The sequence below is a fragment of the Pseudomonas palleroniana genome, assembly GCF_022836895.1.
GTDB classification, from domain to species: Bacteria; Pseudomonadota; Gammaproteobacteria; order Pseudomonadales; family Pseudomonadaceae; genus Aquipseudomonas; species Aquipseudomonas palleroniana.
The window spans coordinates 5129704-5152755 of record NZ_CP092411.1; the positions used below are offsets into that span (position 1 = coordinate 5129704).

Annotated in this window: 25 protein-coding genes, 1 tRNA gene and 1 pseudogene; 15 read left to right on the forward strand and 12 right to left on the reverse strand. The window is 61.0% G+C overall.

Annotation, left to right across the window (positions count from 1 at the left end; translation table 11 throughout):
- Positions 1 to 97 precede the first annotated feature (97 nt).
- The 6 genes and pseudogenes from MJP36_RS23010 to MJP36_RS23035 form a co-directional block, all read left to right on the forward strand.
- Positions 98 to 1720, forward strand: coding sequence for a methyl-accepting chemotaxis protein (locus tag MJP36_RS23010; RefSeq protein WP_205344815.1), 1623 nt, complete (start codon positions 98 to 100; stop codon positions 1718 to 1720).
- Between the two features lie 85 nt (positions 1721 to 1805).
- On the forward strand, positions 1806 to 2018 hold the full coding sequence (locus tag MJP36_RS23015) for a cysteine-rich CWC family protein (protein WP_104995778.1): 213 nt from the start codon (positions 1806 to 1808) through the stop codon (positions 2016 to 2018).
- Positions 2018 to 2710 carry a pseudouridine synthase gene (locus tag MJP36_RS23020; RefSeq protein ID WP_161549712.1) on the forward strand — a complete coding sequence of 231 codons (693 nt, stop codon included), beginning with the start codon at positions 2018 to 2020 and terminating at the stop codon, positions 2708 to 2710. The genes MJP36_RS23015 and MJP36_RS23020 overlap by 1 nt, the downstream gene beginning before the upstream one ends.
- Positions 2711 to 3013: 303 nt before the next feature.
- Positions 3014 to 3898: an alpha/beta fold hydrolase gene (locus MJP36_RS23025; protein WP_060753731.1), complete on the forward strand. Its 885-nt coding sequence runs from the start codon at positions 3014 to 3016 to the stop codon at positions 3896 to 3898.
- Positions 3899 to 4119: 221 nt separating this feature from the next.
- Positions 4120 to 4193, forward strand: a tRNA-Gly gene (locus MJP36_RS23030).
- 76 nt (positions 4194 to 4269) lie between these two features.
- A pseudogene (locus MJP36_RS23035) lies at positions 4270 to 4505 on the forward strand (addiction module antidote protein); the annotation flags it as partial.
- Here MJP36_RS23035 and MJP36_RS23040 read toward each other — a convergent pair.
- Entirely contained in the window at positions 4490 to 5686 is a 1197-nt protein-coding gene (locus MJP36_RS23040) for an MFS transporter (RefSeq protein ID WP_244384064.1), read from the reverse strand. The pseudogene MJP36_RS23035 and the gene MJP36_RS23040 sit on opposite strands and share 16 nt — an antisense overlap.
- Complete coding sequence (locus tag MJP36_RS23045) at positions 5683 to 6846, reverse strand: MFS transporter (protein WP_244384065.1); 1164 nt, start codon at positions 6844 to 6846, stop codon at positions 5683 to 5685. Before MJP36_RS23045 ends, MJP36_RS23040 begins: the two co-directional genes overlap by 4 nt.
- Before the next feature lie 95 nt (positions 6847 to 6941).
- On the opposite strand from MJP36_RS23045, the gene MJP36_RS23050 reads away from it, so the two are divergent.
- The 4 genes from MJP36_RS23050 to MJP36_RS23065 all read left to right on the forward strand — a co-directional run bounded on the left by MJP36_RS23050 (position 6942) and on the right by MJP36_RS23065 (position 9434).
- The gene (locus MJP36_RS23050; protein WP_244384066.1) at positions 6942 to 7853 is read left to right on the forward strand and encodes a LysR family transcriptional regulator; all 912 of its coding nucleotides are present in this window, start codon (positions 6942 to 6944) and stop codon (positions 7851 to 7853) included.
- Positions 7854 to 7970: 117 nt separating this feature from the next.
- Positions 7971 to 8303, forward strand: coding sequence for a hypothetical protein (locus tag MJP36_RS23055; protein ID WP_244384067.1), 333 nt, complete (start codon positions 7971 to 7973; stop codon positions 8301 to 8303).
- Positions 8304 to 8396: 93 nt separating this feature from the next.
- The gene (locus MJP36_RS23060) at positions 8397 to 8897 is read left to right on the forward strand and encodes a methylated-DNA--[protein]-cysteine S-methyltransferase (protein ID WP_244384068.1); all 501 of its coding nucleotides are present in this window, start codon (positions 8397 to 8399) and stop codon (positions 8895 to 8897) included.
- 111 nt (positions 8898 to 9008) lie between these two features.
- The gene (locus tag MJP36_RS23065) at positions 9009 to 9434 is read left to right on the forward strand and encodes a low affinity iron permease family protein (RefSeq protein ID WP_198762008.1); all 426 of its coding nucleotides are present in this window, start codon (positions 9009 to 9011) and stop codon (positions 9432 to 9434) included.
- Between the two features lie 55 nt (positions 9435 to 9489).
- Here MJP36_RS23065 and MJP36_RS23070 read toward each other — a convergent pair whose 3' ends face one another.
- From MJP36_RS23070 to yiaY, 9 genes are all read right to left on the reverse strand, one after another.
- A complete protein-coding gene (locus MJP36_RS23070; RefSeq protein ID WP_244384069.1) occupies positions 9490 to 10017 on the reverse strand; it encodes a DUF4142 domain-containing protein in 528 nt (175 codons plus the stop codon).
- 120 nt (positions 10018 to 10137) lie between these two features.
- On the reverse strand, positions 10138 to 10779 hold the full coding sequence (locus MJP36_RS23075) for a LysE family translocator (RefSeq protein WP_244384070.1): 642 nt from the start codon (positions 10777 to 10779) through the stop codon (positions 10138 to 10140).
- Between the two features lie 52 nt (positions 10780 to 10831).
- Positions 10832 to 11242, reverse strand: coding sequence for a fosfomycin resistance glutathione transferase (fos, locus tag MJP36_RS23080; protein WP_205344809.1), 411 nt, complete (start codon positions 11240 to 11242; stop codon positions 10832 to 10834).
- A gap of 70 nt (positions 11243 to 11312) precedes the next feature.
- Positions 11313 to 12641: an MFS transporter gene (locus MJP36_RS23085; RefSeq protein WP_244384071.1), complete on the reverse strand. Its 1329-nt coding sequence runs from the start codon at positions 12639 to 12641 to the stop codon at positions 11313 to 11315.
- 59 nt (positions 12642 to 12700) lie between these two features.
- Positions 12701 to 13642 (reverse strand): hydroxymethylglutaryl-CoA lyase, encoded by a 942-nt coding sequence (locus MJP36_RS23090; RefSeq protein WP_244384072.1) that lies wholly within the window; start codon positions 13640 to 13642, stop codon positions 12701 to 12703.
- The gene (locus tag MJP36_RS23095) at positions 13639 to 14832 is read right to left on the reverse strand and encodes a CaiB/BaiF CoA transferase family protein (protein WP_244384073.1); all 1194 of its coding nucleotides are present in this window, start codon (positions 14830 to 14832) and stop codon (positions 13639 to 13641) included. The genes MJP36_RS23090 and MJP36_RS23095 overlap by 4 nt, the downstream gene beginning before the upstream one ends.
- 110 nt (positions 14833 to 14942) lie before the next feature.
- Positions 14943 to 15863, reverse strand: a complete 921-nt coding sequence (locus MJP36_RS23100) for a LysR family transcriptional regulator (RefSeq protein ID WP_161549721.1) — start codon at positions 15861 to 15863, stop codon at positions 14943 to 14945.
- Positions 15863 to 16537 (reverse strand): NAD(P)H-binding protein, encoded by a 675-nt coding sequence (locus MJP36_RS23105; RefSeq protein WP_244384074.1) that lies wholly within the window; start codon positions 16535 to 16537, stop codon positions 15863 to 15865. The genes MJP36_RS23100 and MJP36_RS23105 overlap by 1 nt, the downstream gene beginning before the upstream one ends.
- A gap of 92 nt (positions 16538 to 16629) precedes the next feature.
- Positions 16630 to 17778 carry an L-threonine dehydrogenase gene (gene yiaY, locus MJP36_RS23110; protein WP_060753746.1) on the reverse strand — a complete coding sequence of 383 codons (1149 nt, stop codon included), beginning with the start codon at positions 17776 to 17778 and terminating at the stop codon, positions 16630 to 16632.
- 122 nt (positions 17779 to 17900) lie between these two features.
- Between yiaY and MJP36_RS23115 the strand changes: the two genes are divergently transcribed.
- A complete protein-coding gene (locus MJP36_RS23115; RefSeq protein WP_090366268.1) occupies positions 17901 to 18917 on the forward strand; it encodes a DUF4917 family protein in 1017 nt (338 codons plus the stop codon).
- A gap of 141 nt (positions 18918 to 19058) precedes the next feature.
- On the opposite strand, the gene MJP36_RS23120 is transcribed toward MJP36_RS23115, so the two are convergent.
- Entirely contained in the window at positions 19059 to 19586 is a 528-nt protein-coding gene (locus tag MJP36_RS23120) for a helix-turn-helix domain-containing protein (protein ID WP_161549723.1), read from the reverse strand.
- Positions 19587 to 19692: 106 nt separating this feature from the next.
- On the opposite strand from MJP36_RS23120, the gene MJP36_RS23125 reads away from it, so the two are divergent.
- The 4 genes from MJP36_RS23125 to MJP36_RS23140 all read left to right on the forward strand — a co-directional run bounded on the left by MJP36_RS23125 (position 19693) and on the right by MJP36_RS23140 (position 23012).
- Positions 19693 to 20475 (forward strand): aldolase, encoded by a 783-nt coding sequence (locus MJP36_RS23125; protein WP_060753749.1) that lies wholly within the window; start codon positions 19693 to 19695, stop codon positions 20473 to 20475.
- Between the two features lie 28 nt (positions 20476 to 20503).
- A complete protein-coding gene (locus tag MJP36_RS23130; RefSeq protein ID WP_104995762.1) occupies positions 20504 to 21376 on the forward strand; it encodes a dihydrodipicolinate synthase family protein in 873 nt (290 codons plus the stop codon).
- A gap of 131 nt (positions 21377 to 21507) precedes the next feature.
- Positions 21508 to 22047, forward strand: coding sequence for an RNA polymerase sigma factor (locus tag MJP36_RS23135; protein ID WP_060753751.1), 540 nt, complete (start codon positions 21508 to 21510; stop codon positions 22045 to 22047).
- A complete protein-coding gene (locus tag MJP36_RS23140; protein WP_244384075.1) occupies positions 22044 to 23012 on the forward strand; it encodes a FecR family protein in 969 nt (322 codons plus the stop codon). The genes MJP36_RS23135 and MJP36_RS23140 overlap by 4 nt, the downstream gene beginning before the upstream one ends.
- Positions 23013 to 23052 lie beyond the last annotated feature (40 nt).

Consider the following 23052-nt stretch of genomic DNA (forward strand, 5'->3'; position numbering starts at 1 on the left):
CATGCAACTTTGCCTGTTGCGATGATGTCACTATGACACCACCAAGGGCCAGGGAGGCTCTAGCGTGCCCTCTTCGCTACCCTTTCCGGAATCGCCCATGAAAATCTCGACCAAATTGCTGCTGTCATTTCTATTGTGTGCGCTAATCACTTTTGGGGTGGGCCTTCTAGGCATCAAAGGCGTGGTTCGTCTCTCCACGGCATTGGAACTGACGTTCTCCAACAACCTGGTCTCTGTGAGTAATACAGCCGCTACCCTCAACGGCCTTATGGCCCATAACCGCGGCATGTACCGCTTGATGGACGCCAGCAAAGGCGATGTTGCCCCACAGGATCGCGAACGCGTGCGCCAGGATATCGCCCAGGAGCTCAAGCGCAGCCAGGCTGCCTACGCCACCTATCGCGCAACGCCGCTGGAAGATGACGAACGGGTAGCAGGAGACAAGCTCGATCAGATGTGGCCCACCTACATCAGCAACTCCGAGCGCATCATTTCTCTGCTCGACGCCGGCCAGATCGATCAAGCCCGCACTCAGCTCAATACCACCAACAACGAACTGTTCCGTCAGGCACGCGAGCTGATCCGCATAATGGTCGAATCCAATAACCGCCAGATCAAGGAAGGCGCGATCGCTGCCGAGGAGCTGCGCAGTAGCGCCTTGACGTGGATGATCGGCGGCATTTTGCTGGCTTTCATCATCGCGATCATTGTTGGCGTGCTGATCACGCGCCTGATCACCCGCCCTATCGCCCAGGCCGTGGAAAGCGCCCAACGTATTGCTCAGGGTGATTTGACCCAGGCCATCATCACCGAACGTACCGACGAAGCGGGGCAACTGCTGATGGCGTTGTCGGGTATGCAGGGCGGCCTGAAAAGCACTCTCATGGAAATCGCCAACGCATCCGACCAGTTGGCCTCGGCGGCCGAAGAAATGAGTGCGGTCACCGATGAAAGCAGCCGTGGCCTGACGCGTCAGAATGATGAGATTCAACAAGCCGCCACCGCCGTCAACCAGATGACCGCCGCAGTGGAAGAAGTGGCCAGCAACGCAGTCTCCACCTCTGAAGTGTCGCGCCAGGCCACCACCGAGGCCGAAGATGGTCGCCAACAAGTGGAGCAGGCGGTGTCCGGCATGAACTCCATGGTGGTCGAGATCAACGGCTCCACGCAATCGGTTGCAGAGCTCGCCGGCCAGGTACGGGAAATCGGCAAGGTGATCGATGTGATCCGTGGCATTGCCGAACAGACCAACCTGCTGGCCCTTAACGCTGCTATTGAAGCCGCTCGTGCGGGTGAGCAGGGGCGTGGTTTCGCGGTGGTCGCCGATGAAGTGCGGGCGCTGGCCCACCGTACCCAGACGTCCACAGTCGACATTGAAAAGATGATTGGTGAAGTGCAGATCGGCGCCGACAATGCCGTCGCGGCGATGAACAAGAGCCTGACCTGGGCCAACAACACCCAGGCCCTGGCGCAGAACGCCGGCGAGGCCCTGCAACGGATCACCACCAGTGTGGCGAAGATCAATGAACGCAACCTGGTGATCGCTTCGGCATCCGAGGAGCAGGCCCAGGTAGCGCGCGAGGTGGACCGCAACCTGCTGAACATCCAGGATCTGTCCACCCAGACGGCCGCCGGTGCGCATCAGACCAACGCCTCCAGCCAGGACCTGTCGCGCCTGGCCACCTCGTTCAACGTACTGGTCAGCAAGTTCCAGCTCTGAGTAGCCTGGGCAGGGTCGGCCCTGTATCGTACAAGGCACACCGGGAACTCTCCGGAAACTTGCCCGACCCAGCCCGAACCTGCCCATGACCACGCCCACCCTTTGCCCTGCCTGCGGCGCCCGCAACGACTGCTCCCTGGCTGACCCGCGCACGGTCGACCAGGCGTGCTGGTGTTACAGCGTCACCATCGACCCGGCAGTCCTCCAGGCCCTGCCTGACGAATTGCGCAACAAGGCGTGCCTGTGCCCGCGCTGTGCTCAGGTCGATGAGCAGTTGCGTGGCAACGGGCCGACGTAATGCGGGTTGATCGTTTCCTCAGTAACCTGCCGCAGTTCAATCGCAAGCAAGTCCGCCTGCTGCTGGTTGAACGGCGGGTGTCGGTCGATGGCGTAGCGGTCAGCGACCCGCATCACGAGGTGCGGGCCTTCAGCCGCGTGTGCGTTGACAACGATGTGCTGCAGACCGGCAAACCGGCGCGCTACTTCATGCTGCACAAACCCCAGGGTTGCGTAAGCGCCACGGCCGACCCACAACACCGCACTGTGCTGGATCTACTGGATGAGCCGGACAAAGAGGAGTTGCACATTGCCGGCCGCCTGGATTTCAACACCACCGGCCTGGTGCTGATCACCAACGACGGCCAATGGTCGCGCCGCCTCACGCAACCGCAGACCAAACTGCCCAAGGTCTACCTGGTGCAGACCGAGCAGGACATTGGCCCGGAATACGCGGCGACCTTCGCTGCGGGCCTGTATTTTGCGTTTGAAGACCTCACCACCCAACCGGCCGAATTGGCACTGCTGGGCCCCAGAACCGCACGCTTGAGCATCATTGAAGGCCGTTACCATCAGGTCAAGCGCATGTTCGGGCACTTCAATAACAAGGTGATCGGCCTGCATCGCGAGCGAATGGGCCCGCTGGCGTTGGATGCAGCCCTCGAGCCGGGCCAGTATCGCGCGCTGACTGCGGATGAAATCCGACAGATATGACGACCGTTCGGCCGGTAGTGGCAAAAACCCATTTCTGTGGCTTGCGACTTCCGGGGTCAGGTGCTTGAATCACACCGTCAGCCAAAATATGACTGACGAGTCGCCTATAACCTCCAAGAAACACTTTGCCCCGCCCGCGCCTGATCCATGGGCCTTCCCGGCAAACAGCCCGCCATAACAACAACCGTCGGCCAGCCGTTATCGGACCGACATGGGCCTCCCATTCCAGGCGTATGCCTACCTGTCATAAAGCTCGTGCAGAGTGTTCTGCGCGCCCTACCCGCTTGCCAGGAGTCTTATGACATGAGGCCAGAAATCGCTGTGTTGGATATACAGGGTCAGTATCGGGTTTACACGGAGTTCTATCGCGCGGAAGCTGCTGACAAGACCATCATCCTGGTCAACGGCTCCATGGCCACCACGGCATCTTTCGCCCAAACCGTGAAAAGCCTGTACCCGCAATTCAATGTGGTTTTGTACGACCAGCCCTACGCTGGCCGCTCGAAAATCCATAACCGCCATGAGCGCATGCTGACGAAAGAAGTCGAAGGCCAGATCCTGCTGGAGCTGATCGACCACTTCGCCGCTGAGCACGTGCTGTCGTTCTCCTGGGGCGGTGCCGCCACGCTGGTCGCCCTTGCCCACCGCCCACGCCGTGTGGAAAAAGCGGTGATCAGCTCGTTTTCCCCAGTGATCAACGCCCCCATGCGTGATTACCTTGAACGAGGTGTCGATTACCTTGGCAATCTCGATCGCCACAACGTCGGCCACCTGGTCAACAGCACCATCGGCAAACACCTGCCATCGCTGTTCAAACGCTTCAACTACAAGCACGTGAGCAGCCTGGCCGAGCACGAATATGGGCAGATGCACTTTCACATCAGCCAAGTGTTGAACAGCGACCGGTTGTGCTACCTCAAGGCGGCCAAACAGATCGACATTCCGGTGCTGTTTGTGAATGGCGAATGGGACGAATACACCAGCGCCCAGGACGCCACGTTGTTCGGTCAACACGTGGCGAACAGCAGCTTCAGCACCATCCAGGCGACCGGGCACTTCCTGGACATGGAGCACAAGGCTGCATGCCGGGACACTCGGAATGCGGTGGTGGGCTTCCTCAAGCCAGAGCGTCAGGCCAGTCGATTGCGCTACCAACGGGACCAGACGCAGCATGCCTTGGCAATTTGAAATATCGCTTACTGTGGCGAGCAAGCTTGCTTGCGCTGGGGTGCGAAGCAGCCCGACTGTTTTTATTTTAGGAGCGCGTCGCCCCCAGCGGGAGCAAGCTCCCTCGCCACAGGTACGCGTGCTCCTACAGTGGATCCAGTCGTCGACTTACGTAACCCACACATTTTTGAAGAAAAACTTCAAATCCCGGCGAACATCTGGTACAAAGTCAGCCGCTCTGAGCGGGTATAGTTTAATGGTAGAACAGTAGCTTCCCAAGCTTCCGACGAGGGTTCGATTCCCTCTACCCGCTCCACTCAAATTCGCGCTCCACGTCAGGTTGTTTTTTGACGCAGGATGCCTGAAAAAACCGGCCCTTTGAGGCCGGTTTTTTTTTGCCCTACGCTAGGGCCGACGGTGACAATGAAGCGTTTCTTCGCGCCATCAGCTATGTGGCTAAAGAATGACAAAGGTTAACGCTGAAGCGGGCATGGGCCGTGAGAGCCTCTACAAAGCCCTTGCTCCCGGCGCAAAACCTCGCGTTGAAAGCGTACTCAAAGCACTCCACTCCCTGGGTATCGATCTGTTTGCCCGAGCGGGACACACTGCCCATCACTCAATCATTTGAGCCGCCCCCCGCTGCACCACCCACGCCAACGGCAACGTCACTAACAACACCCCTGCCAACACCATCACCGCAACCGGCACGCCCAGCGCATCCCCCACGCCACCCAACACCACCGGCGCCAGTGCTCCGCCCCCAATGGTGCCGGTATAGAACAGCGCGAACGCCTGTTCCCGCTTGCCCGCGCTCGCCAGGTCCGGCACGGCGCCGTACAACACCGAGGAGGTACCATTGAGCACCAGGCCGAGCACCGGCAGCATCACCATCAACCCGGCCAGTGGCAGGTAGACCGCCGCGACGATCAGCAGCGCGGTGCTGGTTTCCGTCAGCCATACAGTTTTCATCATGCCGATACGGGCGCCGAGGTAGCCACAAAAGAGCTTGCCGAACGCACCGCCGATAAACAGCAGCGTCAGTGCCAAGCCAATGCCCGCCGTACCCGCGCCTTTGGCTTGCAGCAGGAACGGCAGGAACGTGAGAAACCCCATGCGCACGGCGCTGTCGAGGGTGCCGGTGAGGATCAGTGCGCGCAGGCCCGTGGCGGACCCGTTGCCGGTGAGGGGCTTCGCCTTTTGACTCGACGTGGGTAGAGAAGACTGGCCAGGGATCAACCACCACAGCAGCCCAGCCGCCAGCAGCCCCAGCAAGCCCAGCAGTGTGGCACTGGCACGCCAACTGACCACGGTCAGCAGCAGGCCGATCAGCCCCGGAATCAGGGTTTTGCCGATGTCGCCGGAGAAGTTGTACTGGGACAGCGCTTGCTTGACGCCACCGCCATCCTCATAGGCATCGGTGATCATCGAGGACGCCAGCGGGTGTTGGGCGCTGGCGCCCAGGCCGCCGAGCAGCAGCGCCAGCAGCAACAGGCCGAGGCCGGTGGCTTGCCCGACCAATAAATAAGCGGTACCTGCCAGCGCCGTACCGCTCACCAGCATCGGCATGCGCCCCCAGCGCCGGGCCGCACGGCTGGCCATGAGTTGGAACACCGCCATCGTCCCGGAATAGGCGCCGCGCAACAGGCCGATCTGGGCGTAGGACAACGCGAACTGGGTTTGCCAGATCGGCAGCAGTACATAGATGACATCAGTGAGGCCATCGTGTACCGCATGGGCGCCGCAACCGGCGATGAGCGAACGACGGCGCGAGGATCGTTCAATTGCAGGCAAGGCGACCATATCGTTCATGGTGTCGGGATCCGTTCAGGCGTAAGGGGCTTCCAGCCGGTCTGGGCGATCAGCAGGGTGAGGAGTTGCACACCGATAATCAGGCTTACGCAACCGGGCCAGCCCCATTGTTCCCAGAGCAATGCAGGGACGATGGCGCCGCAACTGCCGCCCAGGTAATAACACGTGAGGTAGGCCCCCACCGCGCCAGCCTTGTTGTCACGGGCTGTGGCAGCCGTGAAGGCATTGGCGGCGGTCTGCGCGAGAAATACCCCGGTGGAACTGAGGGCCAGCCCCACCACAATGCACCACAAGGGCGGCAACAGGGTCAGTGCCGAACCCGTGACGCCGAGCACGACGGCAACACTCAGCAGCTCGGCATGGGGCCGGGCCTTGCCAAGACGGCCGGCAAGGGGAATCACCACCAGGGCCAATAGGAAGACCATGTAGAGTGCGCCTAAGGCGGCAGGCCCGAGATGGTAAGGCGCCAAGCCCAGATAGAGACCCGCGTAGGTAAACGCCGCAACCTGTGAAAACAGCACGCAAAACCCTACGGCGTAGGCCGCCAACAACGGTAGGCGAAAGACGCCCGCTGCAGTGGCTTTCAACTGCACCGCCCGTGGCCGATTGGCGGGTAATAGAAACTGGATAAACCCGCCTACCATCAAGCTCAGCACCGCCAGCCACTCAAAGGCCTCGCGCCAGCCCACATATTCTGTGATCACCCCCGTGACGAAGCGCCCGGCAAACCCGCCCAACACGGTGCCCGCCACATAGAGGCTGGTGACTTCAGTCACCGTACCGCCGCTCCAGCGGTCGCCGATATACGCCACGCTGGTGGCAAACACCACCGGGATCAACATGCCTTCGACGAATCGCCACGCCAGCACTTCGGCGAAGCTGTCGGCATACGCCGTCATCAACGCCGGCACTGCCAGCAACAATGCGGCCACAGCGATCACCGTGCGTTGTTCGAAACGCCCGGTCAGGCGGCTGACGAAAGGCGCGGTGATGGCCACGGCCAGGGTCGTCACCGTGATGCTCCACCCCGCCGCCTTGGCGCTGATCTGAAACTGCACGGCAAAGGTCTGGAGAATACTCTGGGTTGCATAGAGGTTGAGAAACGCCGCGCACCCACACAAAAACAGGGCAAGGCGGGCACAATGCAGGCGCGGTTTCATGAAACATCTCGTTTTATTTTGTCCTGCCTTTATAGAATGGGCGGCAGGATCGAGACCAATACCGATTTCCGACCGATCAATACCCAAGGACCAGGATGCTTGACCTACGCAAGCTGCGTTACTTTCTGACGGTCGCCGAAGAACTGCACTTCGGCCGCGCCGCCCTGCGCCTGCATCTGGCCCAGCCACCGCTGACCCGGCAGATCTCGGCGCTGGAAGCGGAGTTGGGTTTCAAGCTGTTCGACCGCACCAGCCGCAGGGTGACCCTCACCGCCCCGGGCCGTGCGTTTCTGCCCTATGCCCGTGGTGTGCTGGAACAGGTTGAGCTGGCCCAAGTGATCGCCGGCAAATTGGCCGCCGGCACCGCCGGGGAGTTGGCATTGGGCTATGTCAGCTCAATCGCTTTGTCGGATCTGTTCAGCCAGACGATCCAGGCGTTCGCCCAGCGTTTTCCCGACGTGCAACTGACCTTGGTGGAGTGCGCCTCCGGTAGTCTGGGCGCGCAGGTGGCGGATGGGCGGCTGGATATCGGGCTGAGTCGCCTGCAGCCACAGGCCCCAGACGTCCAAGCCCGGTCATTGGGTGAAGAACGATTGGTGGCGGCCGTCTCCAGCGACAGCCCCCTGGCGCTCCAGCCACAGGTCAGCCTGGCGCAATTGAGCGCTTACCCGTTGATCCTGTTTCCGCCGGATTATGGATCGGGGCTGAACCAGTCCATCGAGCAGCTTTACCGGTACCACGGCGTTCCCTTGCACGCTGGCCCGACCGGACGGCAGATCACCTCGATCATTGCCCTGGTGGCAGCCGGCCAAGGCGTGGCACTGGTGCCGGAATGCACACAAAGCCTGATGAACAAAGGCGTGACGTACCGGCCGTTGGTGGAAGTGGATGCGTGTGCCCAATTGTTGGTACTGACTTCGGGTGAAACAAAAAGTGGCTTGGTCGAAGCCTTTCTCGCCGTCATCGAGGAGACCTTGCAGACCCGCGCTCGGCTTATCTGCGACTAGGCGGCGCTGAAGGTGCGGCAACAACAGCGCCAGCGACCACTCGGAAATATCTGAATGCCACGGCGCACTGGCATGTTGATCATGTCTACTCGCCAGCCTGAAGGAAGGATCAGCGCCATGCTTGAACCCGGACAACGCACACCAACACCCATTCTGCGCCAAATCGTGGGCTGGGTATTGGTATTGCCGCTATTGGTGGCCTTTGTGAAGCTGCCATTCCCGTTGGGGATGCTCCTGTCGCTCGGCTCGATTGCAGCCTCCGCCTATGGCGTTTGGCGAGCCCAGCGCTACGCCAGCCGACGTGTGACGCGACTCGCCTGGGTGGTCATTGTGCTCAATGTCATCTCATGGGTGTTGACGGCGAATGCATCGGTCCTCATGGCGCTTTATTGGGTGTCCTGGCTGTATGTTTACCCACACTATGCCCATTGGGTTTACTGGAACACCTAGACTGCCGCAGAATTCGAGCGCAAGAATCGTAGTTTTCAGTCGGGTCGAGGGACTTACAGTAGCGTCGTACCTTTTACCCTCAGGAGCCCGATCATGCCTTACGAATACAAGCTCATGCCCTCCCCCGTCGGCCAGCTCACCCTGGTGGCGCGCAATGGCAAACTCAGTGCCATCCTGTGGGAAACCGAGCGTGCCAACCGTATACGCCTGGGTCAATTGCAGGAAGCCAATGACAGCCCGGTGCTGTTGGAGGCCGAACGCCAGTTGAAGGAATACTTCGCCGGCACCCGCAACCGTTTCGAGCTGGAACTGGACTTCACCGGCACGGATTTTCAGAAGCAGGTCTGGCAGGCGCTGCTGACCATTCCCTTTGGCGAAACCCGCAGCTACAGCCAGATTGCCCGGCAGATCGGCAACCCGAAAGCCGTGCGCGCGGTGGGTGCTGCCAACGGGCGTAATCCGATCTCGATCATCGCGCCCTGCCATCGGGTGATCGGCGCATCGGGCGGGCTGACCGGGTTCGCCGGGGGGCTTGAGGCCAAGCAATATCTGCTCGCGCTGGAAGGCGCCGGCCAGGCCGAACTGGCGTTTTGAGGCACTTGACGAAGGTGCTGTAACCGCTGGGTCATCGCATCAATTGTTAAAAGAAATTTCAGCGAAACGCCGTGGTCCATCTTTCATCACCACGATTCAAGGAACACGGCCATGAAGTTTTCTGCAGTCTCCCAAACCCTGTCCCGCTGGGCAGGCAGTGCCCGGACATTTTACGCGGCGGTCGCGTTGATTTTCCTCTGGAGCCTCAGCGGCCCGTACTTTCACTACAACGACACCTGGCAACTGATCATCAACACCTCGACCACCATCATCACCTTCCTGATGGTGTTCCTGATCCAGAACACGCAAAACCGCGACAATGACATTCTGCATATCAAAATCGATGAGCTGCTGCGCGTGTCCAAAGATGCGCAAAATGCGGTGTTGAGCCTGGAGGGCCTGGACCGCAAAGAGCTGGAAAAACTGCGCAAGCAGTACCGCAGCATTGGCAGCACCGGCACCGTCAACCTGAACGACAGTTGTGGTGAGAATGGCGACGATACGGCGCGCGCCCATACCGATTTGAATCAGGCCTGAAAAAAACGGCGGTTGGAGAAACTCCAACCGCCGTTTTTCATTGCCCGCCAAGGCTTCAACCGTCGCCTTGATGGCCCTTGCCATAGGTTGACGCCAGCGCCCGGGCTTTCTGCAGACGCTCCTCCAGCTTGGGCAGCGTCTCATCGACCAGGGCTTTTATTTCCGGTACGTTCGACGCCGCGCCTTCCTGTTTGAACAGCGCAATGGCGTCTTCATTTTCCTTGACCTGCTGCGCGGTATAAGCGGCGTCAAAGGAGTCACCGTCCTTGAGTTGCGGCATCAGGGTTTCGGCCTTATCGACGATTTTCTCCCGTGGCGCCACGGGCAGGTCGAGCTTCTTCGCGATCGCCGCCAAATGCTGGTTGGCCAGGGTCCGTTCGTTGATCACCTCAATGGTGTAATCCTTGATTTCCTGGGATGAGGTCTTGGCGTGGGCCATGCGGCTGGTTTCGATATCGGCCATCCCTTTGGCCGAAGCCTGCTCGATGAATTCAGCAGGCGACTGGGCGAAAGCATTGCTGGCGCCGAGGCCCAGCAGCATCGCGAAACTGGCGGTGCGTAACCGGATAGCCATGCGGCTCATGATAGGTTCCTCCAGGGCAAAAATAGGGGCGGGGCAACGCGGCCCCGCCCTCAATTCGAATTTTCCGGGCGGCAAAGGTTTAGAAAAACCTGCTCAGTGCGACGAACGGTCGTCGGTAGGTCACGCCGGCTTGCTGCCGAACAGCCCTGGCAACGCATGCGCCAGAGCATTGATGGCAAAGCCGATGAACATCACGCCGCAGAGCCGGGTGATCAGGATTTCATGGCGCTGATAGACCATGCGCACGCGCTGGGCGCCGACCACGCCGATCAGGATCGCATAGGCCAGCAGGCCGCCCAGAAAGCTGAGGACAATCAGCCACGGCAGCATCGACCATGTGAGCAATTCGGCGCGGCTGGACAACAACGCGGTAAACGTTGCGACCGCCACCGGGTAAGCCTTGGGGTTGGTCAAACCGAACAGAATGCCGTGCCGGAACGGATGCCGAGCGGCGCCTTGCGGCGCATCGCTGCTGCGAACCTGGGTACGAATGGCGCGCCAACCGAGCCAGAACAGGTACAGGCCGCTGAGTACGCCCAATACATCAAAGGCACTGCTGCCCACTTCCTTTGCACCGACGATGGCGATCAGCGCGGTGCTGCACCACACCACATCCCCGAGCAGATGCCCGCCGAGAAACCCCGCCCCGGCGCGGCGGCCACGTGCGGCGCCAATCCCGAACACGGCCAGGACACCCGGCCCTGGCGTAATACCGTAGATAAAACCCGAAGCGAGGACGGCGAGCAGCAAGGACGGGGTCATGGGCACGACTCTGGCAGAGGGTTGAGGTGGATCGATTCTGCACGTTCTGCCGCTACGGGTAAAACTTCATTCCGGCATAAGGCTGGGTGCGGCAGGCTTGCAGACGCGACGCCAAGTCGCCGACATGCACTTCAAGCTTATGGCCGTCAGGGTCGAGAAAATAAAACGACGCGCCTTCACTGCGGTTATCGCGCCACTCTTGCACACCGGCAGCACGCAGGCGCGCCACCACCTCGCTGAAGTCATCTGGATGCGCGGTAAAAGCGTAGTGGGTATATTCAGCCGTCGCGCCCACGGAGCGCGAAGGGTCGAGCGACAGGCACAGCCATAAACCGGGGAGTGAGAGGTAGGCGCCGTTGTCCCAGGTGGCGTCGAGCCGAAGCTGCAACAACTCATGATAGAAACTGACGCTGCGGTGCAGGTCGGTAACGGCAAGCGTCAGGTGGTTGAGACCAGAAAGCATGGTGTTTTCCTGTTATCCAATTGAATGCAAAGCAGCGCCCGCCTGACCTCGGACGCTGCGTGAGGACTCGTCAGCGCTTGTCGGAGGTCCGCAGCTTTTGCGGCAACCCCCACAGCAGCAGCGCGGCAGCGATCAGTGCACAGACACCAATCACGTAGAGAGCCGGAGTGGTACTGCCCGTCATGTCCTTGATCCGACCGACCATCACCGGGCTGACAATACCCCCCAGTTGCCCCAGGGTATTGATCAAGGCAATCCCGCCGGCGGCCCCTGCCCCGGCACCTGCCAACAGCTTGGGCGGCAACGTCCAGAAGGTGGGGATCGAGGCGATGATACCCGCACCCAGCAGCCCCAGGGCAATGATCAGGAAGGTGGTGTGATCATCGAAGATCCCGGCGCAGAAGAACCCTACCGCGCCTAACGCGACCAGGCCACTGACAAACTTGCGCCGTTCCCCCGTCGCGTCCGACCAACGCCCCACCACTACCATGGTGATGGCTCCGCAAATGTAGGGAACAGCAGTCAGCAGGCCGATCACTAACGAACTTTCGATCCCCGTGCTGCGGATCAATTGCGGCGCCCAGAAATTCAGGCCATAGGACGCCACCTGGATCAAGAAGTAAATCAAGCCCAGCATCAGGAAACCGGGAATTCGCAAGGCTTGCAGCAGAGAGCCTTTTTGATGCACCTCATGCACCGCGATACGGCTTGAGAGCAATGCCTTTTCGTCGCTGTTCAACCAGGGCGCATCCTCGATGCGGTCCTTGAACTGCGTCAGTACCAGCCACGCCAGCACCACACAGGGCAGGCCGCCCAGCAGGAAGAGCCAGTGCCAGCCGCGCATCTCCAGCACGCCATCCATGTGGCCCAATACCAGCCCGGAGAACGGCGCGCCGATCAGCCCGGCAAAGGCCGAAGCCAAAAACAGCATCGAGGTGATACGCCCACGGAAATCCTGGGGGAACCAGAGGGTCAGGTAATACAGCACGCCTGGGGCAAAACCGGCCTCCATGGCGCCGATCAGAAAACGCAGGGCGTAGAACTGCCACTCGGCCGTGACGAACACCATGGCCGCCGTCGCCAGCCCCCAGGACAGCATGATGCGTGCGATCCAGCGCCTTGCGCCGACCTTGTAGAGCATCATGTTGCTCGGCACTTCAAACAGCACATAACCCACGACAAACAAGCCGGCCCCCAGGCCGTATGCGGTGTTGCTCAAGCCGAGGTCGGCCTGCAACTGGAACTTGGCGAAGCTGATGTTGATACGGTCGAAAAAAGCAAATAGATAGCAGACCATGATCAACGGCATCAGGCGCCAGGCGACCTTGTTGACCACCGCCTTGATCGGATCGATTGCTCCGGCCGCGCTCGCGCCGGCCTCCAACGTATTAGTGCTCATGGTTTCTCTCCAGCGGGCAGCTCATAGGCGCCCGATTGTTTTTGTTGTCTGGTACAGGGTTACAACGTGGCGATGTGATCCGGGGGTGAGTGCAGGTCACAGTTGCGCCCGGCCTTGGCCACTTGACCGGGCAATTCATGACCCAGCAACGCCGGCAGGCGACGGGATATGTTCAGCAGATGCGGCAGATCAATGCCGGTGTGAATGCCGACTTCCTCACACAGGTTGACCAGGTCTTCGGTGCAGATATTGCCCGACGCGCCCGGCGCAAACGGGCACCCGCCGAGCCCGCCCAGGGCCGCGTCAAAGCGCCGGGCACCGGCCTCGTAGGCAGCCAGCACATTGCACAAACCCAGGCCACGGGTGTTATGAAAGTGCAGGGTCAGATCGCTGGCGGGCACGCGCTGCAATACGCGCTTGACCAGACGTTCCACCTGGCGCGGGTTGGCCATGCCGGTGGTGTCGGCAAGGCTGATCCCGCGAATGCCGAGCGCCTGATAAGCGTCGACAATTTCCAGTACACGGTCTTCATCAATCCTGCCTTCGAACGGGCAGCCGAACGTGGTGGCGATACTGCCATTGAGGCGCACCGGGTAATCGGCGGCAAAGCGGGTGATATCGCCGAACGCCGCCAACGATGCCTCGCACCGCATACGCATATTCGCCAGGTTGTGGGTCTGGCTGGCGGACATCACCAGGTTCAATTCGTCGGCGCGCGAGTCGATGGCGCGCTGAGCGCCCTTGAGGTTGGGGATCAATGCCACGTAGATAACCCCGGTTCTGCGTTGAATCCCTTTGAACACCTGCTCACCGTCGCGCAATGCAGGAATGGCTTTGGGGGAGACAAATGAACCGGCTTCGATGCGCGAGAATCCAGCCAGGGAAAGCTGGTCGATCAACGCGATCTTGTCGGCCGTCGCCACCCAGGTCGGCTCGATTTGCAGGCCGTCGCGCGGGGACACTTCCTGCACGATCAGCCCAGCCGAATAGTCAGTGATCATTGCACCACTCCCGAGGTTTTCAGACGTTGGATATCGGCAACCGTCAAACCCAGGCTGCCAAGGATGTCATCCGTATGCTGGCCCAGGGTCGGACCTTGCCAGTTGATTGCGCCGGGCGTTTCCGACAGCTTGGGCACAATGCCGGGCATCTTCACCGACACACCGCCGGGCAGCTCGGCCTTGAGCAGCATGTCGCGTGCCTGGTAATGCGGGTCGCTGACGATGTCGGCCACCGAGTAGATACGCCCGGCCGGCACTTCGGCGGCCTCCAGGGCGCTGAGCACCTGCTCGATAGGCCGGCTGCTGGTCCAGTGGGTAATGGCCGCATCCAGCACGCCGCTTTTCGCCGCACGGCCATCGTTGTGGGCAAACTCCGGCGCCTCGGCCAGATCGGCGCGGCCGATGGTGGTCATCAGGCGCTTGTAGATCGGGTCGCTGTTGCCGGCAATCACCACATAGGCGCCGTCGGCGGTGAGGTAGGTATTGGACGGTGCGATGCCCGGCAAGGCACCGCCGCTGCGCTCACGCACATGGCCGAGCATGTCGTATTCAGGCACCAGGCTTTCCATCAGGTTGAACACGCTTTCGGCGAGGGACACATCGACAATCTGCCCGTCGCCCTGGCCGGTCTTGACCCGCAGCAAGGCCATCAGCGCGCCGATCACCGCGTGCAAGGACGCCAGCGAATCCCCCAGGCTCACGCCCACCCGCGCCGGCGGTGAATCCGGGTTGCCGGTGGTGTAGCGGATGCCGCCCATGGCTTCGCCAATGGCGCCGAAACCCGGGCGGTCACGGTAAGGGCCGGTCTGGCCATAACCGGAAATGCGCACCAGGGTCAGTTTGGGGTTGAGCGCGTGCAACACGTCCCAGCCCAGGCCGAGTTTTTCCAGGCCGCCGGGGCGCAGGTTCTCGATAAGGACGTCGGCGTCGCCGAGCAGTTGTTTGATCACGCCCAGGCCTTCTGCGGACTTCAGGTCCAGGGCCAACGACTTCTTGTTGCGCGATTGCAGGTACCACCACAGCGACGTGCCTTCGTGCAGCTTTCGCCACTTGCGAAGCGGATCGCCCTGGCCCAGGGCTTCGATCTTGATCACCTCGGCGCCAAACTCGGCCATCAGCCGTGCGGCAAACGGCGCGGCGATCAGCGTACCGATCTCGATCACCTTGATACCGCTCAGGGGAGCCGTCATGGGGTGTACCTCTTGTTCTTGGAATGTGCGCCAAGGCTAGAGGACTCTGAGAGCAGAAAGCCAACCGTCAGTTGGCAAGGAGCGTTCGCGAAACGCGAACGAACCGCGAATTATCTGTCAGCCCCCGCCGAGTGACTCAGGTAGTCAAAGAGCAAGCGGCTAACCGGCGAGAGCTGCGCTTCATCCCGGACCACCAGGATCAGGCTGCGATCGGACCAGTCATCCGTGAGCGGCACGGCATGCAGACCCAGTGCGCGACCAAACAATTCAAAAGCCTTCTGCGGCAGGATGCCAATCCCCATATTGGCCTGGACCATCCGGCACATCGCGTCAAAACCCGGCACATGGATCCGCAGGCGCAGCATCTGGCCCGCCTCGCGAGCGGCCGCGTGGGTGCGCATATTGATCGAGCTGGCCGAATGCAGGCCGACGTAATCGCTGCCCAGGGTTTCGGCGAAGGCCAGGGACTTGCGGGCCGCCAACGGATGGTCCGCGGGCATCAGCACTACCAGTTTGTCGCGGCGGTAAACCACACGCGGCAAGCCCTTGGTGTCGGTGTCGCTGGAACAGATGCCCAGGTCCGCCACGCCATCCAACACGCCTTGCACCACGCCATTGCTGGGACGTTCTTCAAGGTCGGTTTTGACTTCTGGATGTAACTCGGAAAAATCCCGCAAGTCTTCCGGAAGGAACTGAATGATCGCCGACAGGTTGGCCAGCATCCGCACATAGCCCCGCACGCCATGGCTGTGCTCGCCCAGTTCCAGGCCCATTTTTTCGACGTTGAACAGCATCTGCCGCGCATGGTGCAGCAACGTCTCACCGGCCGCCGTCAGGTCCATGCCCTTGGCCCGACGCACGAACAGGCTGACGCCCAGCACCTGTTCCAACTCCATCAAGCGCTTGCTGGCCGCCGATACCGCGATGGCTTCCCGCGTGGCGGCACGGGTCAACGTGCCTTCTTCAAACACGGCAACGAACAGTTGCAGGGTGATCAGGTCCAGTCGCCGCACCAGGCTCTTGTGCAACATCAGTGGCGCTCGGCGGCCAGGCGATGGATCGCGGCCTGCTCCACTACCGCCTGTGGCGCGCCATGACGCACTGCCGCGAGCATCGCCTGGCCGACGGTCTCGGTACTCACCACCCAATTGGGTTTGACCCGGCGAACGAACGACAGCAGCGGGCCGAGCACGCTATAGAACGATTGGTACAGCGGTGTTTTCGAGCGCACACCATGCAACGGTTGGATCACCCCAGGCCGGAACAGGTACACCGCCTTGAACGGCAGGCGCAGCAACGCATTTTCGGTCTTGCCCTTGACCCGGGCCCACATCGACTTGCCCGCCTCGGAGCTGTCGGTGCCGGCGCCGGACACGTAGATAAACGTCATCTGCGGATTGAGCCGCGCCAGGGTGCTGGCGGCCACCAGCGTCAAGTCATAGGTCAGGTGGGTGTAGCGGGTTTCATCCATGCCCGCCGATGAGACGCCCAGGCAAAAGAAACACGCATCAAACCCTTGCAGCAGGTTCTCCAACGGTTGGAAATCCAGCATATCGCTGTGCAATACCTGGTGCAGCTTGCCGTGCTCCAGGGTCAACGGCGTACGCCCCACGGCGACCACTTCCTGAACGTCGGCCGCCAGCAGGCACTCGCGCAACACGCCCTGGCCGACCATGCCGGTGGCGCCGAATAGCAGAACTCTCATAACGGGACCTCAGCGGCAAGCCGCAAGCTTCATGCTCAAGTTGAATGCAGATCGACTTGTAGCTTACCGCTTGCAGCTCACCACTGCCCGATTCAGAACGCGCTGCGGAAAATCTCCTCGATCTGACGCTGGTCGGCCCGCCGAGGGTTGGTCAGGCCGCAGGCATCCTTCAACGCGTTGGCGGCCAGCAGTGGGATGTCCTGCAACTTGGCGCCCAACTCCCGCAACCCGGCCGGGATCTCGACATCCTGGGCCAAGGCGCGAATGGCCGCGATGGCCGCCTGGGCGCCCTCTTCCGGCGAATTGCCCTTGATGTCGGCGCCCAACGCACGCGCCACGTCGCTCAAGCGCCTGGCACTGACACTCGCGTTGAAACTTTGTACGTGGGGCAACAGCACCGCGTTGCAAACCCCGTGCGGCAGGTCATACAGGCCGCCCAGCTGATGGGCCATGGCATGCACGTACCCCAAAGACGCATTGTTGAAGGCCATGCCGGCGAGAAATTGCGCATACGCCATGTTTTCCCGTGCGGCCTTGTCGCTGCCGTCACGTACCGCCAGGCGCAGGTTGGCACTGATCAGTTCGATGGCCTTGATCGCACAGGCATCGGTAATCGGGTTGGCGGCGGTGGACACGTAGGCCTCGATGGCGTGGGTCAAGGCGTCCATGCCGGTGGCGGCCGTGAGGCCCTTGGGCATGCCGACCATCAGCGCCGGGTCGTTGACCGACAGCAGCGGCGTGACGTTGCGGTCGACGATGGCCATTTTCACATGGCGGGTTTCGTCGGTGATGATGCAGAAGCGGGTCATCTCGCTGGCGGTGCCGGCGGTGGTGTTGATAGCCACCAGCGGCAGTTGCGGCTTGCTCGACTGGTCGACGCCCTCGTAGTCACCGATATGCCCGCCGTTGGTGGCGCACAACGCGATACCCTTGGCGCAGTCATGGGGCGAACCACCACCCAGGGACACCACGAAATCGCAGGCATTGGCCTCCAGCAGCGCCAGGCCTTTCTCGACGTTTTCCACATTCGGGTTGGGCTTGGCGCCGTCGTAGATCAGCGAGTCGATGTCCTGCATCGCCAGCTTTTCGGCGATCATGCTGGCGACGCCCGCCTTGGCCAGCCCTGCGTCGGTGACGATCAGCGCCTTGCGAAAGCCGTAGTTTCGGATGGCGGTCATGGCTTCGTCGAGGCAGTCGCTGCCCATGATGTTAACGGCGGGAATGAAGAAGGTACTGCTCATGGCAAATCCTCAGAGGCGTTATGCCAACAGGATCAACCGCCGTGGCTTGAGGCATCTTGATCAGGATCAACGCCGGCTCGTGATAAAGTCACCCACCCGCCGATTTGAGTAGACCCGCCGCAATGAAGGATTTCCAGGATATTGACGCCCACCTCGAAGACTGGAGCGCGGTACGCAGCGCCATCGACTTCAGCGCGATCCTGATCGGCAACGGCGCCAGCCGCACGATCTGGGAAGACTTCGCCTACGACTCGCTGTTCGAAAACGCCCGCACCGTTGAAGAAAAGCCCCTGAGCCAATCCGAACTCAGCGTGTTCGACGCCTTGCAAACCCGCAGTTTCGAGCAGGCCCTGGGCGCGCTGAAAACCACCAGCCGGGTCAACAAAGCCCTGGCCGTCAGCTCGGCGGCGCCGCGTAATCGCTACTACGCGATCAAGGAAGCGCTGATCAACACCATCCATGCCGTGCACATCCCCTGGCGACTGGTGCAGCCCTCGACGCTGGCGACGATCAACGCAGAGCTGGCACGCTACCCGACCGTATTCACCAGCAACTACGACCTGCTCAACTATTGGGCGATCCTGCACACGCCGGGCATTGATGATCTGTTTCGCGGCGTGGATGCCAGCTTCGACCTGCGCCACACCCACACCGACGCCACACGCATCCTCTACCTGCACGGCGGCCTGCATCTGGTGCGCAACCTCGATGGCACGGCGCGCAAATTGGCCTCCACCGACAGCACCTTGCTCAGCAGCTTCGCGATCAACAACACGATCAAGACCCTTGATGACGTGCCGCTGTTCGTCAACGAAGGCAAGGTTGAGGAGAAGCTCAAGACCATCCGCAGTTCGGACTACCTGTCGTTCTGCTACGAGCAGTTGCTCGGCCATGCAGGGGCGCTGTGCATTTTTGGCCATGAGCTGGGAGCGCAGGATAAGCACCTGGTGGATGCGATTCGCCAGGCGAAGCTCACGACCCTGGCGATCTCGGTGTCGGGGCGCAGTGACGGGTTCATCCGCCAGCAGAAGCGCCGGTATTCAGCGTTGTTCGAGGGCACCGGAGTGGCGCTGAAGTTCTTCGCGGCGCGCACGCATCCATTGGGCGATCCGGCGCTGTCAGTCCCTGTGGAACGCTGATATCCAGAACAAAGGCGGTCCACTGTGGGAGGGGGCTTGCTCCCGATAGCGGTGGATCAGTCAGTAAAGCTGTGAATGACACACCGTCATCGGGAGCAAGCCCCCTCCCACACTGGAGTGCATTGCAAGTCACTGCCGTGGTCACTCTTCGGCGCTGTGAACGACGACCAGCAACTGCGCCTGCACGTCTCCCACCGAGCGAAGTCGGTGGGGTTTCTGCGCGTTGAAATGCAGCGCGTCTCCCCGCTCCAGAATCACCCGTTCGTTCATGAAATCCACTTCCACCCGGCCTTCATGCACGAACAGGAACTCCTCCCCCACGTGCTCCTTGAAGGTCTTGTCGGTGAACTCCGCCGGCGGGTAGATGATGAACGGCAGCAGGCTACGCTCACTGACCTGACGGGCCAACACGGCATACCCCGGCGAAGTGTCCGGCCGCTCGTGACTGCGCACCAGGCTGTAGCTGTCGAGGTTCACACTGTCTTCGCTGAACAACTCTTCGACCTTCACGTTCAACGCCTTGGCCAGTTTCAACGCGGCGGCGATCGACGGCGTGTTCAGCCCGCGCTCGACCTTGGACAGGTAACTCTTGGTCATCCCGGATTTTTCAGCCAAGGACTCAAGGGTTATGCCAAGTTTTTTTCTCAATAATTTCAAACGGATAGACATTTGCTGCGATTAATCCATGCAATAAAGCGAAAGCGGCGCTTGCCAATGACACTTTGTGTCATATAGCATCTTTAGTGTCATTTGCACTTACCCAAAGGACACTGATATGGCCAAGACATTAGCACTCCCCAAAGACCAACTGGTCAAGCAAGCGCTGACCCAGATGCAAAACACCCTGGCGGATAATACGTGGACCGACCGGCAAAAGCTGGCGCTCACGTGCCGCATCCTGTTCGAGCACGGCCACGACTCCGGCCTGGCCGGGCAGATCACCGCCCGCGGCCCCACCCCCGGCACCTTTTACACCCAGCAACTGGGCCTGGGCTTTGATGAAATCACTGCCGGCAACCTGTTGCTGGTCAACGAAGACCTTGAAGTCCTGGAAGGTCATGGCATCCCCAACCCGGCCAACCGCTTTCACACCTGGGTGTACCGTGGACGACCGGATGTGAACTGCATTATCCACACGCACCCGACCCACGTCGCTGCGCTGTCGATGCTGGAAGTACCGCTGCAGGTGTCGCACATGGACCTCTGCCCGCTCTACGAAGATTGCGCTTTTCTGGAGGCTTGGCCGGGGGTACCGGTGGGCAATGAAGAAGGGGAAATCATCACCACCGCGTTAGGCGACAAACGCGCAATTCTGCTCTCGCACCACGGCCAGCTCTCCACCGGGGCAAGCATCGAGGAAGCCTGTGTGATCGCGCAGTTGATCGAACGCGCGGCCAAATTGCAGCTACTGGCGATGTCGGCGGGCACCATCAAACCGATCCTGCCGCAACTCGGCCGCGAGGCCCACGACTGGATTTCCAAGCCCAAGCGCTTTGGTGCCGCATTCAACTACTACGCCCGGCAGAACCTGCGTCAACACGCCGATTGCCTGAACTGATTGCTCTTTTTCGAGCGGAGACCTTCCCATGTCCACCCCAAACATTCACGGCATCATCGGCTACACCATCACCCCGTTCAGCACCGACGGCCAACGCATCGACCTCGACGCCCTGGGCCGCTCCATCGACCGCTTGATCGACAGTGGCGTGCACGCCATCGCACCGTTGGGCAGCACGGGCGAAGGCGCGTACCTGAGCGATGCCGAATGGGATGAAGTCAGCGCCTACAGCCTGGCAAAAATCGCCAGGCGCGTACCGACTATCGTCAGCGTATCCGACCTGACCACGGCCAAAGCCGTGCGCCGCGCCCGTTATGCCGAGGCCAATGGCGCCGATGTGGTAATGGTGCTTCCGGCCTCGTACTGGAAACTCAGCGAGGCGGAGATCCTCGCGCATTACGCGGCGATCGGCGACAGCGTCGGCATCCCGATCATGCTCTATAACAACCCGGCTACCAGCGGCACGGACATGTCGGTGGACTTGATCCTGCGTATCGTCCAGCAGGTCGCCAACGTGAACATGGTCAAGGAAAGCACCGGTGATATTCAGCGCATGCACCAGCTGCGCCGGCACAGCGACGTGCCGTTCTACAACGGTTGCAACCCGTTGGCCCTGGAAGCCTTTGCGGCAGGCGCCAAGGGCTGGTGCACGGCGGCACCGAACCTGATCGCGCAATTGAACCTGGATCTGTATGACGCGGTACTGGCCAATGATCTGACTCTGGCGCGGGAACTGTTCTATCGCCAGTTGCCGCTGCTGGAGTTCATCCTCAAGGGCGGGTTGCCGGCGACGATCAAGGCTGGGCTGCGTCTGACCGGGTTGGAGGTAGGCGATCCACGGTTGCCGGTGTTCCCATTGGGCAAAGCGGGGATCGAACACTTGAAGACACTTCTGAGCTGACACCACAACGCTTATGTGGGGGCTTGCTCCCACATTTTGACTCTGCAGATTCGTTACATAGAGACAAATGACAATAGTTCTCGATATCATTCGCGACTTTTCTACAGCGCGCTTCGTCAAGAAGGATATCCATGTCTCGTCCCAAGCCCGACCCGCTGTCGGCCGATGCCTTTCGCGGGTTTTATGCAGATATCCTGCATTTCCTGCGCAAACGCACGGACAACGCCAGCGACGCGGCCGACATGACCCAGGATGTCTTCACCCAATGGCTGGGCTACCGCGACCGGGCCAAGGTCGAGCAACCACGGGCGTTTCTGTTCCAGATGGCGCGCAACCTGCTGCGTGACCACTGGCGCAAACAGAAGGTCCGCCACACCGCTCACGCGGTTCCTTCCGACCTGGACACCGAGCCACTCGCCGACGAGCAAAACGACCCCATGGCCGCCGCGCTTCGCGTGCAACGCCTGGATCAGTTGAAAGAAGTCCTCGCCGAACTCTCGCCCCGCAGGCGAGAAGCCCTTATGCTGCACCGCTTCGAAGGCTTGAGTCAGTCGCAGATCGCCGAGCGCATGGGGATTTCGACCAGCATGGTGGAAAAGCACATCGCTTTTGCCCTGCTGCACTGCAAGCGACGCCTTCAACACGCACCCGGCACGGAGCAGCCAGAATGAACCGCCTGAGCGAGAACGACGCCCAGGGCATCGAAGCGAGTGACTCGATCGATGCCCAAGCCGCCAGTTGGTTTGCCCGCAACCGCAACGAGTTGGGGCGCGCCGACCGCAAAGCCTTTGCCGCCTGGCAAGCGGAGCCTGCCCATGCCCGCGCCTATGCCGAGTTCGAACAACTGTGGGACGACCTCGCCCAGTTGCAGCAACACAGCAGGCCCGTGCCGCTGCCCCAACGCAAACCCTCGGTGTGGCGCCCTGCCCTGGCCGTGGCTGCCGCCTTGGTCTGCGCCGTGATGACCAGCCACATCGGCACGCCCCGCGAGCTGTACCACAGCCAGGTGGCCGCCCATGCCAAAGGTATGCGTACCCTGCACCTGCCGGATGGCAGCACCTTGTACGTGAATGCCAACACGCGCCTGCAAGTGGATTTCACCGCCTACCAACGCATCCTGCACCTGGAAAAAGGCCAGCTGTACATCGACGTCGCACCCGACAAAGAGCGGCCGCTGTACGTACAAGCCGGCGAGGCGAATGTGCGGGTGGTCGGCACCGGCTTTGACGTGCGGCGCAGCCAGCAGCAACTGGTGGTCAGCGTTGCCCATGGCCAAGTGGCCTTCAAACCGGACGCCAAAAGCCCGGTGGCCCTGCTTGGCGCCCAGCAACGCGCCACCTACCAATACGCCAAAGGCACCGTGCAGCAGCAAACCCTCACCGCTGATGAGGTCGCCGACTGGCGCAGCGGGCACCTGTCCTTTCGCAACCGAGAGCTGGCCAGCCTGATCGATGAACTGAGCCTCTATCGCCCTCAGCCCCCGTTGCAGGTCAACCGTGCCGTTGCGCAACTGAAGGTCTCGGGCAATCTAGATGTGAATGACCCGCAGGCCCTGCTCAATGCGTTACCCGCCCTGTTGCCGGTAAAAACCGTGGCCTCGGCCGATGGCATCGTCAGAATCGAACCGCGTAAGTAAGGTAGAAAACCCACACATGAGAATATTTTGCATTTGCATG

Bases quoted from the DNA above. Each gene is read 5' to 3' on its own strand.
- MJP36_RS23010 (WP_205344815.1), top strand. From the start codon at position 98: ATGAAAATCTCGACCAAATTGCTGCTGTCATTTCTATTGTGTGCGCTA.
- MJP36_RS23015 (WP_104995778.1), top strand. From the start codon at position 1,806: ATGACCACGCCCACCCTTTGCCCTGCCTGCGGCGCCCGCAACGACTGC.
- MJP36_RS23020 (WP_161549712.1), top strand. From the start codon at position 2,018: ATGCGGGTTGATCGTTTCCTCAGTAACCTGCCGCAGTTCAATCGCAAG.
- MJP36_RS23025 (WP_060753731.1), top strand. From the start codon at position 3,014: ATGAGGCCAGAAATCGCTGTGTTGGATATACAGGGTCAGTATCGGGTT.
- MJP36_RS23040 (WP_244384064.1), bottom strand. From the start codon at position 5,686: ATGAACGATATGGTCGCCTTGCCTGCAATTGAACGATCCTCGCGCCGT.
- MJP36_RS23045 (WP_244384065.1), bottom strand. From the start codon at position 6,846: ATGAAACCGCGCCTGCATTGTGCCCGCCTTGCCCTGTTTTTGTGTGGG.
- MJP36_RS23050 (WP_244384066.1), top strand. From the start codon at position 6,942: ATGCTTGACCTACGCAAGCTGCGTTACTTTCTGACGGTCGCCGAAGAA.
- MJP36_RS23055 (WP_244384067.1), top strand. From the start codon at position 7,971: ATGCTTGAACCCGGACAACGCACACCAACACCCATTCTGCGCCAAATC.
- MJP36_RS23060 (WP_244384068.1), top strand. From the start codon at position 8,397: ATGCCTTACGAATACAAGCTCATGCCCTCCCCCGTCGGCCAGCTCACC.
- MJP36_RS23065 (WP_198762008.1), top strand. From the start codon at position 9,009: ATGAAGTTTTCTGCAGTCTCCCAAACCCTGTCCCGCTGGGCAGGCAGT.
- MJP36_RS23070 (WP_244384069.1), bottom strand. From the start codon at position 10,017: ATGAGCCGCATGGCTATCCGGTTACGCACCGCCAGTTTCGCGATGCTG.
- MJP36_RS23075 (WP_244384070.1), bottom strand. From the start codon at position 10,779: ATGACCCCGTCCTTGCTGCTCGCCGTCCTCGCTTCGGGTTTTATCTAC.
- fos (WP_205344809.1), bottom strand. From the start codon at position 11,242: ATGCTTTCTGGTCTCAACCACCTGACGCTTGCCGTTACCGACCTGCAC.
- MJP36_RS23085 (WP_244384071.1), bottom strand. From the start codon at position 12,641: ATGAGCACTAATACGTTGGAGGCCGGCGCGAGCGCGGCCGGAGCAATC.
- MJP36_RS23090 (WP_244384072.1), bottom strand. From the start codon at position 13,642: ATGATCACTGACTATTCGGCTGGGCTGATCGTGCAGGAAGTGTCCCCG.
- MJP36_RS23095 (WP_244384073.1), bottom strand. From the start codon at position 14,832: ATGACGGCTCCCCTGAGCGGTATCAAGGTGATCGAGATCGGTACGCTG.
- MJP36_RS23100 (WP_161549721.1), bottom strand. From the start codon at position 15,863: ATGTTGCACAAGAGCCTGGTGCGGCGACTGGACCTGATCACCCTGCAA.
- MJP36_RS23105 (WP_244384074.1), bottom strand. From the start codon at position 16,537: ATGAGAGTTCTGCTATTCGGCGCCACCGGCATGGTCGGCCAGGGCGTG.
- yiaY (WP_060753746.1), bottom strand. From the start codon at position 17,778: ATGAGCAGTACCTTCTTCATTCCCGCCGTTAACATCATGGGCAGCGAC.
- MJP36_RS23115 (WP_090366268.1), top strand. From the start codon at position 17,901: ATGAAGGATTTCCAGGATATTGACGCCCACCTCGAAGACTGGAGCGCG.
- MJP36_RS23120 (WP_161549723.1), bottom strand. From the start codon at position 19,586: ATGTCTATCCGTTTGAAATTATTGAGAAAAAAACTTGGCATAACCCTT.
- MJP36_RS23125 (WP_060753749.1), top strand. From the start codon at position 19,693: ATGGCCAAGACATTAGCACTCCCCAAAGACCAACTGGTCAAGCAAGCG.
- MJP36_RS23130 (WP_104995762.1), top strand. From the start codon at position 20,504: ATGTCCACCCCAAACATTCACGGCATCATCGGCTACACCATCACCCCG.
- MJP36_RS23135 (WP_060753751.1), top strand. From the start codon at position 21,508: ATGTCTCGTCCCAAGCCCGACCCGCTGTCGGCCGATGCCTTTCGCGGG.
- MJP36_RS23140 (WP_244384075.1), top strand. From the start codon at position 22,044: ATGAACCGCCTGAGCGAGAACGACGCCCAGGGCATCGAAGCGAGTGAC.